A 14,381-nucleotide genomic window follows, 5' to 3' on the forward strand; every position below is an offset into this window, starting at 1 on the left:
CGCACGCAGCCGTTCGTCAGGGCGCGTGGCAACCGGCCGTGGCGGTGGCGGCGCCGGCCGGATCGCCGGTCGCCCGCTGGGCCGCCTGCCGTACCCCGGCCGCCGCGTGTCCGGGCAGGTAACGGTGGGTGTGCAGGCGGGCCGCCGCGGTGACCGTGGCGGCCCGCGCGGTCCGGTCGGTGAGCAGATCGGCGCAGTGCCGTGCCAGGCCCTCGGCCGTGTCGGCGATCGCCAGGTACTCACCGGCGACCACGTCGAGTCCCTCGGCGCCGATCGTGGTGCTGACCACCGGCACACCGTGTGCGAAGGCCTCCAGGATCTTGATGCGGGTGCCGCTGCCCACACGCAGCGGCACCATCACCAGGTCGGCGCCCCGCAAGTGAGGTGTCATGTCGGGGACCGCGCCGGTGACCTCGACGTGCGGGCCGGCCAGCGCGGCGACCTCCGGTGTGGAGGCGCCCGCCAGGACGACCCTCGCGTGCGGGATCCGCTCGCGGACCAGCGGGAGGATGTCCGCGGTCAGCCAGCGGGCGGCGTCCGTGTTGGGCGCCCAGTCGAAGGAGCCCTGGAACAGGATGGTCGCCCCGCCGTCGGGGCGCGGCGGCTCCGGCGGGTGAGCGGGCGGAGCGGGGTAGGTGTTCGGGACCACGGCTGTCCGGTCCCCGCTGCCGAGCCGGGCCGCGTCGGCGGCGCAGGCGGCCACGACCACGTCGGCCTGCCGTGCCACCCGCCGGTGGACGCGGCGCCACCAGGCGATGGAACGGCGTGCCTGCACCCGCTGCCACGGGGTCAGCGGCACCCCCCACACGCCCTGGCCGAGCCGTGTCCAGCGGCGGATCAGCACGTCCTCGAAGTCGTCCACGTCGACGACGGTCCGGCCGGTGAACCAGCCGCGCAGCGGCAGCCAGGTGCGTTCCCGGTTGAACCAGACGAGGTCGTAGCGGGTCCGGGTCGACCAGTCGGGCAGCCCGGGGGCGAGGGTGCGCCGCTGGTGAGCGGCGTAGGCGGCCGACGGCCCGCGTGCCGTGATCTCCAGCAGGGCGCGGACGCCCGTGTACGGCGGGACACCGGCCACGCCGGTGCGGGCGAAGCGGGTGGTCTCCCGCGGCGGTGGGGCGGTGCCGGGCGGTGCGAGGAACAGCGCGTCCACCGGGCCCAGTTCGGCGAGGGCGGCGGTGACGACGTCCATCCGCCGCACCGCGCCGCCGGCGGGGCGGTGGGGCAGGATGTCGCTGACGAAGAGGGTGCGGATCACCGGTCGCCCCAGTTGTCCGAGGTCGCCATCGGGCCTTCCTTGGTGTCGTGGTCGCGGTCGTGGTCGCGGTCGTGGCCGTCTTCGGGTGGGCTCCCCGTGCTCCGGGCGGCGGCCAGGAGGGTGTACACCAGTCCCGCGGCCCAGCCGATCACCGTCGCCCACATGACTCCGTCGACGCCCCGGGCGTGGCCCAGCCCGTACGACAGCGGCAGCCGGATAACGCCCAGCGACAGCACCGTGCAGACCAGTGGCACCACGGTGCGGGCGATGCCGTTGAACCAGCCGTGCAGTACGACCGTCAGCGTGTAGCACAGGAAGAACGGCGCCGTGATGAGGATGTACCGCTCGGTGATCAGCCGGGTCTCGTCGCTGCCGGAGAACAGCGCGGCGACCGGCCCGCGTCCGGTGAGCAGCAGCAGGGACACCACCGCGGTGAGCGCGACGCCCAGCCATACGCTGTGGCGGACGCCGTCGCGGACGCGCGCGGCCTGTCCGGCACCGGTGTTCTGCGCGGTGAACACCATCAGCGCGCCGGACAGGTTGAGGAACAGCGCGCTGGTCAGCAGCTCCAGGCGGGAGACGACGGTCAGCGCGGCGAGCGCCTCGTCCCCGAACGGCGTGATGATCCACACCAGGGCCAGGACACCGACGCCGATCAGCAGGTACTGCACGGCCATCGGGGCGCCGATCCGCAGGCCGCGCCGTATCTCGGCGCGGACCGTGGCGGCCGTGACCCCGGACGTCCCGGGCGGGCGCCGGCGCTGTTCCCTCACCAGACGGGTCAGGCCGGCCGCCGCGGCCAGCGCGCTGGCGGCCGGTACGGCCAGCGCGGCGCCCGCGATGCCGAGCCGGCCCGGGCCGACGAACAGCCAGGCGAACACCGCGTTCAGCACGCTCGCGGCGATCATCAGTCCGGTGGCCCGGCGGGCGTCGCCGCGGCCGGTCAGGACCGCACAGACCGCGCCGAGCGCGTACACGGCGATCATGCCCGAGCACAGCGTCACCAGGAAGGTCCGGGCCTCGGCGGCGACCTCGCCGGTCACACCCGTCAGCGCCAGCAGCGGCGACGTGATCAGTACGGCGGCCACGGCGCAGACCACCGCCCACACGACGGTGCACACCGCGAGGGCCCGCAGCGCGCTGGGGTCGTCGCGCCGGCCGGCGCCGGCGAGGTGCCCGAGCCGTACCGAGAAGGCGTTGGAGACACCTGTGAACAGCGAGGTCAGGATCGCGTACAGCGGTTGTGCCGCACCCATCGCGGCCAGCCCGTCGACGCCCAGGTAACGGCCGACGACCGCGCTGTCGACCAGCAGGTAGCCCTGCTGGAGCAGGTTGGCCAGGGCCAGCGGGGCCGCGATGCCGACGACGCCGGACAGGACCGGGCCCCGCGTCAGGTCCGGCACGTCACTCACCGGGCATGGTCAGCAGCTCGTCGAGCCACGCGTCGTCGTCCCCGTCGTCGTCACCCCGTACGTCCGTGTCGTACTTGGTCTCGATGAGCCGGGCGACGGCGACCACGGTGCGCTCGCTCATCAGGTCGACGGCGTCGAACTGGCGGCCGATGCAGGAGGAGATGCTGTTGCCGATGGTCAGCGCCATGATCGAGTCGGCGCCCAGGTCCCGGAAGTCGGCGTGCACGTCGATCTCCGGATGGCCGAGGGTGTGCGCCAGGCAGCGGCCCACCATCCGTTCGGTGTCGGTGTACTCGCCGTCCGGCTGCCCGGTGAGCCGTACCTCGGTGGACTCCACCGCCTCGCGCACGCGTCCCAGGTTCCGCTTGGTCCGCTCGGCGAGCGCCGCCAGCCCCGTCGCGATCTTGTCCTCGATGTCCGCGGACAGGGCCACGTCGTACGTCGGCAGGACGCTCATCAGGTCGCTGTCGTAGTTGATCTCGCCGGCGAAGAGTACCGGCCGGCCGCCGCACAGCGCCGCGTCGATCAGGCCCAGGCCGTCGCGTGTGCGCAGCGAGCGGAACGCCAGGTCCTCGTTGACGCCGGCGGCGACCGCCATGCCGACCTCCCGCCAGGCCACCCACTCGACGCTGACCACGCGGTGCTCGGGTGTGTCCAGGGCGCGGGCCAGGTGGTCCAGGTAGTAGTTCGCGGCCGCGTAGTCGGCCTGCCCGAGGGCCGGGAAGACCGCGGCCACCGAGGACATGTGCAGGATGAAGTCGGGACGGTCGTCGCGGGTCAGGTGGTGCAGCAGGAACGCGCCGCGCAGCTTGGGCCGCAGGACCGCCGTGAACCCGGCCGCCTCCCGGTAGGCGATGAGGCTGTCGCCGGGCACTCCGGCGGCGTGCACGATCCCGTCGACACGGCCGTGCGCGGCGCGGACGGTGTCCAGCACGGCCGCCAGCGCGGTCTCGTCGGCGACATCGGCGGCCACCGGGTGCACGGTGGCGCCGAGCGCGGTGATCTCACGGACCGCGGTGACACGCGCCGCGGCGGGATGCTGCGGGTCGGCGGCGACCGCGTCCCACTCGGTCTCCGGCGGCAACGCGGTGCGTCCGAGCAGGTACAGGTGTACGCCGGGAGCGCCGGCCGCGAAGTGACGGGCCGTCTCCAGACCGATGCCGCCGAGTCCGCCGGTGATCAGGTAGGCGCCGCCGGGCCGCAGATACGTGTCGCGGACCGTCTCGACCTCCGGCAGCTCCGCGAACGACTCGCGGTACTTGTCCGTGCCGCGCAGCGCGTACACGCCGGCCTGCCGGGCGAGGATCTCCTCGCGCAGCAGCTCGGCGGGCACCGCGTCGTCGGTGTCGACCAGCCGGACGGTCACATACGGGTACTCGCGGGCGATCGCCTTGACCAGCCCGGCGAGCGCCGCGTGTTCCGTGACGACGTCCGCCTCGCCCGGTACGACCGCCAGCGCCCGGCGGGTCAGCACCACCAGGTCGACCGTCGCGCCGGCGTGCATGAGCGCCTTCGCCAGCCGGAACAGGCCGGTCAGGTGCTCGTCGACGCGGCGGTCCAGCTCGGCCGGACCGGCAGCCGGTGCGCCGCCGGGGGCCGGGGCGTACACCAGGTGGGTGTACGCCTCGCCGACGAGTTCCTCGGCGAGCCCGTCCGGTTCGGTGCCGGGGGCACCCGGCGTGCGCAGTACCGCGTCCGGCGGCAGGACGGCGGCCACGGCGTCGGCCGCCTCCGGTTCCGCCAGCGCCAGCACGCGGGGCGACGCGTCCGCGTACCGCGCGGGCGGCGCCGGCGTGAACTCCACCGCGTGGGTCAGCGGGTGTGCCACGCGCGGCGCGGCCAGGGCGAACCGGTCCTGCCAGTCGTCGGGGAAGTCGACCCAGGCGCGGGTCTCGTCGAACTCGTACGGCGGCAGGTGCACGGTGCGCGGGTCCGTTCCCCGGTACTGCGCACGCAGGTCCGCCTCACCTCCGCCGGCCCAGTGCCGGGCGGCGTCGGTGCGGGCGGCGTCCGGCACCTCACCGGCCTCGGTGGCCGCCAGCGCGGCCCGCAGGGCGGGCAGGTCGGCGACCGTGCAGGCGAGCCGGTGGCGGTGGTGGGCGCGGGAGACGTTCGACGTCCAGCACACGTCCCGGACGGTGCCCTCGATCCGGCCCGCGTCGATCGCCTCGCGGTAGCGGGTGACCAGCCGGCTGAGGGACGCCGGGGTCTGCGCGCTCAGCGTGAAGAGGTAGGGCGGCCGGTCCTCGCCGGGTTCCGGCGGCGCGGCGGTGAACTCCTCCAGCACGACGTGGGCGTTGGTCCCGCCGAGGCCGAAGGCGCTGACTCCGGCACGCCGGGGGCCGTCACCGTCCGGCCACGCGTGGGCCTCCAGGGGCACGTACACCGGACCTCCCGCCAGGTCGATGGCCTCGTTGGGCCGCACGTAGTTGGCCAGTGGAGGGATCGTGCGGTGCCGCAACGCGAGGGCGGTCTTGATCACGCCCATGACGCCCGAGCCCTCGAAGAGGTGGCCTATGTTCGCCTTCACGGTGCCGACCGCGCAGAACCGCCGGTCGTCGGTCCGGGCGGCGAACGCCCGCCGCAGTCCCTCGAATTCGATCGGGTCGCCGACCTTGGTGGCGGTGCCGTGCACCTCCAGGTAGCCGATCGTGCGGGGGTCCACGCCGGCGGCGCGCCACGCGGCGTCCAGCAGGTCGGCCTGGGCCCCGGCGTCCGGCGCGGTCATCATCTCCGAGTGGCCGTCGTGGTTGACCGCGCTGCCCTTGACGACCGCGTACACCTGGTCGCCGTCGGCCAGTGCCCGGTCCAGCCGCTTGAGCACGACCGCCCCGGAGCCCTCGCCGAATCCGGTGCCGTCGGCGCTCTCGTCGAAGGTGCGGGTCACACCGTCCGAGGACTCGATGCCGATGCGGGTGTGCGGGTGCCGCACAGGCGCCATCACCACGCGGGTGCCGGCCACCACGGCCATCTCGCAGTCGCCGAGCAGCAGCGCGGCCCTGGCCTGGTGCAGCGCCAGCAGCGAGGCCGAGCAGGCGCTGTCGATCACCATGCTGGGCCCGCGCAGGTCCAGCAGGTAGGACAGCCGGTTGGCCAGCATGGTGACGATGTTGCCGGTGATGCCGAGCTGGCCCAGCGCGGGGTCGATGCGGCAGAAGTAGTCCAGGTAGGACCCGCCGGGGTTGCCGGCGTAGCCGATGTACACGCCGGTGCGGCTGCCGGCCAGTCGCCGGCCGGTGTATCCGGCGTCCTCCAGCGCGCGGTACATGGTGCGCAGGACCAGCCGCTGGTGCGGGTCGGTGACCGCGGCCTGCTTCGGGGTCATGCCGAAGAACGCGTGGTCGAACAGGTCGACCCGGTCCAGGAAGCTGCCGTCGTGGAACGCGACGCGTTCCTCGGCGTCCGGCACCAGGGCCGACGCGCGGTGGTAGCGCAGGAACTCCTCGACGTCCCGGCGTCGCCGCGCCGGGAAGGACCGGGTGAGGCTGCGGCCGGTGCGGACGACGTCCCAGAAGGCGTGCTGGTCCGGCGCGTCCGGTACCTCGACGGACAGTCCGACGATGGCGATGTCCGTGGTCATACGCGTTCCTCCGTGGGCTGTGCCGCGATCCGTGCGATGAAGGCGGTGAGAGTGGTGCCGTCGGCCTCGTCGAAGTGGTCCACTCCGGCGGCGCGCAGAGCGCGGACGGTGCGTACCCACTCCACCGGGCGGGAGATCTGCCTGCTGAGCAGTTGGACGGCCTGGCCGGGATCGAACTCGGCGCCGGTGACGCTCGACATCACGGGCGTGTGCCCGGCGCGGAACTCGTACGCGCGCAGGACGTCCGCGAACGCCCGGCCGGCCGGGGCCATCGCCGGCGTGTGGAAGGGGCCGCTCACGTGCACCGGCAGCACCCGGACGCCCGGGCCGCGCAGGGCCTTGGCCGCGAGCGCCAGTTGCCGCCGGTCGCCGGCCACCGTGACCTGCCGGTCGCTGTTGCGGTTGGCGACGTGCACCAGGTTGAACCCGGCGGTGCGCAGTGTCGCCTCGACCCGTGCCGAGTCCTGCCCGACCACCGCGACCATGGCGCCGCCGGTGACGCCGGCCATCAGCTCGGCGCGGCGCCGGACCAGGGCGAGGCCGTCCATGAGGCCGATGACTCCGGCGGCCACCAGCGCGTTGAACTCGCCCAGGCTGTGCCCGGCGAAGTAGTCGTAGCGCCGGCCGGCCCGTTCCAGGTCCAGCCAGGACAGCGCGTTGACGAGGAAGACGGCCGGCTGGGCGTAGCGGGTGTCGGCGAGCCGGCCCTCGGGGTCGTCGCGGCACAGTTCCGCGACGGGGTATCCGAGCAGCTCGGACGCGGCCGCGGTCTCTCGCGGGTACCGCTCGAACAGTGCTTCCCCCATACCTCTGCGCTGTGCGCCTTGGCCGGGGAAGACCAGACAGTGCATGCGTGGACGCTCCTCAATCAGGCCGCTGGTGCGGGGATGCTGCGGTAGCGCAGCCCGTTGTGGCTGCCGCGCAGGCTCTCCCGGGTGAACACCCGGGCCGAGGGGCCCGGGCCGAAGTCGACGATCCGGTCGGGCCGGCAGTCGTCGATCGCCGCGTGGACCGTGCCGGGCCAGTCCAGTGGCCGGCACACCGCGTGGGCGAGGAGGTCCGGCAGCAGGTCGCCGCGGTGCTGGAGGTTGACCGGCGCGTCGGCGACGTAGACCGGCAGGGCCAGCCGGTCTCCGGTCAGCGTGGACGTCATCAGGTGCCGGTCCTCCAGCGCCGCACGCACCGCCGCGTTCAGCAGCGGGGTGTGAAACGGCGCGGTGCTGCGCAGATAGGCCCAGCGCACCCCGGTATCGGCGAACCGCCGGGCGTGCCGTGACCGGAAGCCGGCGAGGTCGGCCGGTTCTCCGGCCAGCACGTGCGAGCGGCCGGAGTTGGCGAGCGCGACGTGCACCGGGGAGTGAGCCGCGAGGTCACGCAGTTCCCCGGCTTCCAGGCCCGTCACCGCTGCCATCGGGGTGGCCTCGCCGCTCCGCGGCGGCGCCTGCTGGTGACAGCGGATCAGGGTGAGCGCTGTCATGGTGATCATGTCGTGGCAGAGTTCCGTGTACTGCCGGCGGTTGGTGATCCGCAGCCCGGCGACCACCGCGCCGATCAGGCCCAGGCTGTGGCCGATGGCGGCGACCGGCGCGGGCCGGTTGCCGTCGCGGCCGCCGATCGCGGGCTGGAGCAGGCACAGTTGGTAGAGGTGGGCGCACAGCCCGTCGACGATGGAGTGGCCCAGCGCGGCGTCGTCGGGTGACGCGCCGCGGAGCCAGGCGGTCAGCGGGATGCCGCCGGGCAGTTCCCCGCGGTAGGCGTCCTGGCCGACGTGGTCGAGCACGCCGGCCACCGCCTCGACAGCGGTGGTGAAGTACCGGGCGTTCTCGGGGCGCGCGTACAGCGCCCGTAACGCGGCGAGCGGTGGTCCTTGCATCCCCGCCATGCCGCTGAACAGGTAGAGGTCTCGCATGTGCCTTTCCCCGTGAGGAGGTGCTACCGGCCGCTGGGAGGCGTCGGCAGGAGCTGCGGGAGGGCGTCCGCCTCGGCGACCAGGCGCCTGGCCGCCCGCTGTTCGAGCTGCCGCAGGCCCTCGAGCCCGCGCCGGATCCGGTCCGCCGGCAGCGCGGGCAGCCCGGACTGGAAGGCGGTGACCCGGTCCGACAGCACGGTGGCCAGCCGCGCGATGCGCGCGTAGGCGGACCGGACCTGCTCGCCGTGTGTGGTGTGGGCCAGGAAGCGGTGGAACAGGGTGCGTGAACCGGCCAGCAGGGCCATGCTGTTGACGCCGGGCGCGCGGTACGCGGCGGTCACCGAGGCGCGCTCCACGACGAGGTTGTCGCCGACGACGTCGTAGAGTTCGAAGCCGTCGCGGAACCGGCCGAGGAAGGCGCGGTAGGCGGCCTCGAACCCCTCGTGGTCCGGTCCGGAGGTCTTCCGTACGGTGGCGCAGCCGGTGAACCAGCGTTCGGGCTCGCGGGCGTGGCCGGCACGCAGGACGTCCCAGCTCACGGTCAGCGGGGCGTACTCGTGGTCGTCGGAGACGTTGTCGACCAGAAGGACGTCGGTGCCGCTCACTCCGCACAGCAGGAACGAGTGCGGCAGGTGGTACTCCTCGGGGAGGGTGCCGACCCTGCGCATGAACTCCACCCAGTACGGGAAGTGGTGCCGGGGCGCGTAGAAGAAGACCGGCTGTCCGGCGGCGAGGAAAGCGGTCACACCGGACTCGAAGCGGGCGAGGTCGACGGCCCCGGCCGAGAGCACCTCGAAGCCGAGCAGGCGCAGGTCGTCGTCGGTCACGTATGGGGTGTCGAAGGCCCAGCGGTCCTCGCCCCGCAGGTAGCAGTGGCGGTGGATGGCGGAGGTGGAGCCCAGCGCTCCGTACATCAGCAGGTCGGACCAGCGGGTGCGGCCGCCGACGTAGGCGAGCAGTTGGGTCTTGCGGCAGTGCAGGTGGTTGTTCGGATCCCGGGTGCGGATCAGATCCAGGCCCGATAACTTGATCATTTGGTCGACGGACAAAAGCGTAAACCTCCGTTCGGCGGAGCCTCTGACGCGGAGGCTCGGACCGGGGAGAGCCGCACACCTCTTGAGGGGTGCCGCATTCCGACGGGTACGGGCCGTCCGCGCCGGGACGGCGACGCCGGGGCGGGTGTCAACGGATTCACCGAGGTCACGCACATCGATGTGCGGACTGTTCACGCGGCACACACCATGGATTTCCCGCCATTGGGCGATCAGGCGAGGCGCGCGGCGGCAAGGGCGGATGGGTCACGTGGGACCCGTCGATGGCTTCTTCGTCAGCGACACAGGCAACCGCTCAGGTGTTCGCCTGGTGCGCCTCATGATGTCAGCGCCGTGAGCGCCGGTCAATAAAAGTCATACGATTAGCCGCCCGCTGGAACTCCGCTCCACCGGTGTGATGACGGAGGATCAGATTCCATATAAGAAAGCCCAATTGATCGAAGTAGTCGCCACGAGCGGGGGTTTCTCCTTCGAGCGATGGTATGAGGCCGCGCACGGCGCGGCATCCCGCGCCTGCGGAACCGATCCCTACTCGGACGACGGTGGGCGCCCGGGTGCCGCCGGTCCGGGTCCGTGACGGCGCGCGGCTCCTCCTTGTCCACCGCGTGGGGGCGGCGGGAGCGTCGCTCCATGGGGCCGGTGAGCGGTGCGAGGAACCACTCCGCGGCCTCCACGGGATGGCGCGCGCGTAGCCGCCCGGCCGGCGACAGGCAGGCGAGCGTGTCGAACCGGATCCACGTCTCCTGAAACGGACGTGCCTCGGAGGCGGGAATGCCTCCGAGGCACGGTGCTCATGATGGCCGGACCGCGGGCGCAGGGGTCACGGTACGAGCTTCAGCAGGCGGTTGGGCGAGCCCGTGCCGGCGCCGGTGACCTTGCCTGTCGTCGCCCCGTTCACCAGGGCCGTGGCGACCTGGGCCGGTGTGGCGGAGGCGTGGCCGGCCAGGTAGACCGCCGCGGCTCCGGCGACGTGCGGGGTCGCCATGGAGGTGCCGGAGATCGTGTTGGTCGCGGTGTCGCCGGTGTTCCAGCCGGCCGTGATGGAGGATCCCGGGGCGAAGATGTCCAGCACGGAGCCGTAGTTGGAGTAGCTCGCCCGGGCGTCCGTGCTGGTCGTCGCACCGACGGTGATGGCCTCGGTGACCCGGGCCGGGGAGGACGAGGAGGCGTTGGTGTTGCTGTTGCCGGCGGCCACGGCGTACGTCACGCCGCTCGCGATGGAGGTGCGCACCGCCGCGTCCAGCGTGGCGGAGGCACCGCCGCCGAGGGACAGGTTGGCGACGGAGGGACCGGAGTGGTTCCGGGTCACCCAGTCGATGCCGGCGATGACTCCGGCGGTGGTCCCGGATCCGTTGTTGTCCAGTACCCGCACGGCGACGATCTTCGCTTTCTTGGCCACGCCGTAGGTGGAGCCGGCGATGGTGGTGGCCACATGGGTTCCGTGGCCGTTTCCGTCCGCGGCGGTGGTGTCCCCGTCGACGGCGTCGTAACCGTAGGAGGCGCGGCCGCTGATCTGCTGGTGCGTGATGCGTACGCCGGTGTCGATGACGTAGGCGGTCACACCGCTGCCGGCGCTGTCCGGGTAGGTGTAGGTTCCGGACAGGGGCAGGGAGGTCTGGTCGATGCGGTCGAGGCCCCATGGCGCGCTGGACTGCGTGGTGTCGGTGACGCCGACCCGCTGGTCCTGCTCGACGGTGGCCACCGCCGGGTCGGCGGCCAGGCGCTCGGCCTCCGCCGCGGAGAGGGTGGCGGCGTAGCCGTTCAGCGCGCTGCCGAACGTCCTGGTGACGCTGCCGCCGTACTGCTTGACCAGTTTCTTGCCCGTGATCGAGGAGGCCTTGAATCCGGCGTCCTTCCGGAGCGTCACGATGTAACTGTCCCGGACCGCCGTGGGCGAGCCGGCACCGATCACCTTGCCCACGGCGGGGGCGGCCTGAGCGGGGACGGCGGCGAGACCGCCGGCCAGGGCGGTCGACGTGATCGCGGCGATCGCGGCGAACCGTATTCTCTTGCTCCGCAGTTGTGCCATTACGAGGGATTCCTCCTCTTGGCGGCGCGCAGGGGTGGGGCGCGCGTCTGTGGGGGCGGGTGCGCGTGATCGCGCACCCCTGCCCAGGCGGGGCGTGGCATCCCGCTCGGGCTGTGATCAAGAGTCGCCAACAACGGAGGCTATTTACAAGGCAGTTGACGAGAAGTCAACACACTTGCCATGCGCACGACATAACGGCGGGTGCGTTGCGGGGAGGGGTTGAGCACGCTCTTCCTGGTTGCCGCCCTGCTGAAGCGGAAGGTGCGCTGGCGTTCGTACAGGGGCCAGGAGACGGGCGACTCGCGGTCGACGCCGGTGCTGATGCCCTGGAAGGGTGCCATGCCGATGTGCACACTGTCGGACACGGCCCGTCCTCCGTACAGCGGCAACACCCTGTGGGCCGACACCGCGACCGCGTACGCCCGGCTGCCTCAGCCGCTGCGCCGCCTCGCCGACGAGCTGCGCGCCGTGCACTCCCACGGCTACGACTACGCCTCGCTGCCGGACCATCGCCGTCCTGGGCGAGATGAAGGAAGTCGGCGCGGACGGCGGCGAGGAACACCGCCAGGTCGGCCGTCTCTCGGCAACCGCCGGGATCCACGTGCTGATCGCGGTCGGCGGCGACGACGCCCAGACGATGGTCGACGCCACCCAGCAGGGCGACCCGCGACTGAAGATCGTGGCCGCCCGCGACCGCGCCCGCGCTCTCGCCCTGGCCCGCGAGACGATCCAGCCCCGGGACATCGTCCTGGTCAAGGGCTCCCACATTGTCGGGCTGGAGCACACGGCGGAGCGCCTGGCCGAGCCCGACACCATGACCGACGACCGCTGATCGAGGCCGGTGGGGCGGCCCGCGGGCGCCGGGAGCAGGAGCGGCTCACACCCCCACCAGAAGCCGGTCAACGAGACCCGGCGGTGCGACCGCTGGTAGGGCCTCGTAGTCTGCCGCTATGACCGAGAAGATCCAGACGCCGACGCCCCTCGACGCCTTCGAACTGCTCATGGCCGGCAACCAGCGCTTCGTCGCCGGTACGCCCGAGCACCCGAACCAGGACGCCACCCGCCGTACCGAGACCGCACCGTCCCAGAAGCCGTTCGCCGTGCTGTTCGGCTGCTCCGACTCCCGGCTGGCCGCCGAGATCATCTTCGACCGCGGCCTGGGCGACCTGTTCGTGGTGCGCACCGCCGGCCACGTCGCCGGTACGGAGGTGCTCGGCTCGATCGAGTTCGGCGCGGCGGTTCTCAACGCGCCGCTGGTCGTTGTGCTCGGTCACGACTCGTGCGGTGCCGTCGCCGCGGCCTGCTCGGCTCTGGAGAACGGACAGACGCCGGGCGGCTTCGTCCGGGACGTCGTGGAACGGGTGACCCCGAGCGTGCTGGCAGCCCGCGCCGTCGGCCGCGAGAGCGCGGAGGAGATCCTGGCCGAGCACATCGAGCACACCGTGGACCTGCTGCTGGAACGCTCCCGTGTCCTGGCCGAGCGAGTGGCTGACGGCCGCCTCGGCGTGGTGGGCCTGTCCTACCGCCTGGCCGACGGCAGCGCCCAGCTCGTCGCCGCCCGCGGCCTCGACGTCCCGGCTCCCACCGCGTCCTGACCGCCCCGCCCACCCCGATCGACCACGAGCCCGGCCCGCGGCCCGCGCCGACCCGGCGGGGCCGCGGGCTGTCACGTGGGTCGGGGCCTGAAACGGTCCCGGGCGCCCGACGGCGGCCTGGCAACTACTTCAGGCAGGGCCACGACAAGAAGACCGAGGACGATCTCAACGCGATCTGTCACGGCGACCGGGCTGTCCGGCGGCTTGTCGACCGCTGGTACGGGCCGGGCGGCCAGAACCCGCATCAGGCGGCCCTCGACGTGGATACGCGGGAGGCGTGCGGTGTGGTGGAGGGCTGTCCGGCCGGCGGACGGCCCCGCAGCGCGGAGCTGAGAAGGCACGCGGCGGTTCCGGTCTGCCCGAGTCCCCGCCGCGCCAATCGTCGGCAGTGAGGGTGCCGCGGGCGTCGATCACCTTCGGGTTCGCGACGCGGGAGGCGAGGCGGACGGGCCGATGTGCCGGTACGCGGGCCACTCGGTCAGGTGCGGCGGCAGGTCGGCGTCCTGTGCGGCGGCGATGGGTCGTCGGCGTGATGCCGCGTACCAGGTCGGCCGGGGTCCGGGTGCGGTGGCAGGAACGAGGAACTCGGGGCACGTGCATCCGGCGTGGAGCTCTCCCAGGACCGCCGACGCCGCCGGGGCACTTCCCTCTCGGTCAGCGGGGCGCGCGGCGACGGCGGAGCGGCGCTGAGGGGCGCCGTGAGTGGCGGGTGGCCGTGTCCAGGGGTGAAGCTGGAGGTGTCCGCCGGGCGACGGGAGTAACCCCTGAGCGGCGTTCCTTCCCGTGCCTGGGGCCCGGCGCCCTTCTCGCGGTCGGGTCCGCGCCCAGGGTCGTCGGCGCGGTCGGGTGACTCGGAACCCGGGATCGGGGAACCGGAAGTGGTGGCCAGACCCATGAGGTGGGAGGACGGGTGCCCGGCTTTCTCACCGGAAGAAGGACCATAATGGCGCACGAAGAGGACGACGGGCGCACCGACGGCGACGGCGTCACACGCCGCCGTCCGCTGCGTGAGTGGCACGTCGAGGAGACGGTCGAGGTCGCGGTGCCGGTCCGCACGGCCTACAACCAGTGGACGCAGTTCAAGACGTTCCCGCGCTTCTCGGCCGTGGTGCGCGACGTCGAGCAGGTCAGGCCCACCGTCACCGCGTGGACCATCGGCTACGGCCTGCTGCGCCACCGCTTCCCGGTCGAGATCGTGGAGCAGGACCCCGACGCCTACCTGGCCTGGCGTGGCCTGGTGCAACACCCCACCCACGAGGGTGAGGTCGAGTTCAGGCCCACGGAGTCCGGCGGCACCGCGATCACGGTCCGGATGCTCCTGCGGCCGCACAGGGCCGCGAAGGTCCTCATCCGCTCCCCCGGGGTCACGGGGCTGACCGCCCGGTTGGTACGCGCCGAACTGGTCAACTTCAAGCACTTCATCGAGGGTCTCGGCCAGGAGGGTGGCGCCTGGCGCGGCACCATCCGCAACGGCCGCGTCCAGCACGACACCCCGGAACCGCCCAGGAGCCGTGTCGCCCAGTGGCCCGTCGGCTGACGCGCCCACCCG

At 72.9% G+C, this 14,381-nt stretch carries 10 protein-coding genes and 1 pseudogene; 3 read left to right on the plus strand and 8 right to left on the minus strand.

Annotated features, from left to right (window positions below; genetic code table 11):
- Positions 1-16: 16 nt before the first annotated feature.
- The 8 genes and pseudogenes from ACSURM_RS00780 to ACSURM_RS00815 form a co-directional block, all read right to left on the minus strand.
- Entirely contained in the window at positions 17-1,255 is a 1,239-nt protein-coding gene (locus tag ACSURM_RS00780; protein ID WP_436952408.1) for a glycosyltransferase, read from the minus strand.
- Positions 1,252-2,667, minus strand: a complete 1,416-nt coding sequence (locus ACSURM_RS00785; protein ID WP_436952410.1) for an MATE family efflux transporter — start codon at positions 2,665-2,667, stop codon at positions 1,252-1,254. The genes ACSURM_RS00780 and ACSURM_RS00785 overlap by 4 nt, the downstream gene beginning before the upstream one ends.
- Positions 2,660-6,247, minus strand: coding sequence for an SDR family NAD(P)-dependent oxidoreductase (locus tag ACSURM_RS00790; RefSeq protein ID WP_436952412.1), 3,588 nt, complete (start codon positions 6,245-6,247; stop codon positions 2,660-2,662). Before ACSURM_RS00790 ends, ACSURM_RS00785 begins: the two co-directional genes overlap by 8 nt.
- Positions 6,244-7,098 carry an ACP S-malonyltransferase gene (locus ACSURM_RS00795; protein WP_436952414.1) on the minus strand — a complete coding sequence of 285 codons (855 nt, stop codon included), beginning with the start codon at positions 7,096-7,098 and terminating at the stop codon, positions 6,244-6,246. Before ACSURM_RS00795 ends, ACSURM_RS00790 begins: the two co-directional genes overlap by 4 nt.
- Positions 7,099-7,115: 17 nt before the next feature.
- Positions 7,116-8,156 carry a hypothetical protein gene (locus ACSURM_RS00800; protein WP_436952416.1) on the minus strand — a complete coding sequence of 347 codons (1,041 nt, stop codon included), beginning with the start codon at positions 8,154-8,156 and terminating at the stop codon, positions 7,116-7,118.
- A 23-nt stretch (positions 8,157-8,179) separates the two neighbouring features.
- A complete protein-coding gene (locus ACSURM_RS00805; protein WP_436952418.1) occupies positions 8,180-9,190 on the minus strand; it encodes a hypothetical protein in 1,011 nt (336 codons plus the stop codon).
- Between the two features lie 838 nt (positions 9,191-10,028).
- Positions 10,029-11,237 (minus strand): S8 family peptidase, encoded by a 1,209-nt coding sequence (locus ACSURM_RS00810; RefSeq protein ID WP_436952419.1) that lies wholly within the window; start codon positions 11,235-11,237, stop codon positions 10,029-10,031.
- A 140-nt stretch (positions 11,238-11,377) separates the two neighbouring features.
- A pseudogene (locus tag ACSURM_RS00815) lies at positions 11,378-11,608 on the minus strand (hypothetical protein); the annotation flags it as partial.
- Here ACSURM_RS00815 and ACSURM_RS00820 point away from each other — a divergent pair.
- From ACSURM_RS00820 to ACSURM_RS00830, 3 genes are all read left to right on the plus strand, one after another.
- Positions 11,572-12,069 carry a glutamate ligase domain-containing protein gene (locus tag ACSURM_RS00820; protein WP_436952421.1) on the plus strand — a complete coding sequence of 166 codons (498 nt, stop codon included), beginning with the start codon at positions 11,572-11,574 and terminating at the stop codon, positions 12,067-12,069. The pseudogene ACSURM_RS00815 and the gene ACSURM_RS00820 sit on opposite strands and share 37 nt — an antisense overlap.
- 118 nt (positions 12,070-12,187) lie before the next feature.
- A complete protein-coding gene (locus ACSURM_RS00825) occupies positions 12,188-12,832 on the plus strand; it encodes a carbonic anhydrase (protein WP_436952422.1) in 645 nt (214 codons plus the stop codon).
- 943 nt (positions 12,833-13,775) lie between these two features.
- Complete coding sequence (locus ACSURM_RS00830; RefSeq protein ID WP_436952424.1) at positions 13,776-14,369, plus strand: SRPBCC family protein; 594 nt, start codon at positions 13,776-13,778, stop codon at positions 14,367-14,369.
- The last annotated feature ends 12 nt before the right edge of the window (positions 14,370-14,381 follow it).

This window comes from Streptomyces sp. SudanB182_2057 (assembly GCF_964272715.1).
Lineage (GTDB): Bacteria > Actinomycetota > Actinomycetes > Streptomycetales > Streptomycetaceae > Streptomyces > Streptomyces rubradiris.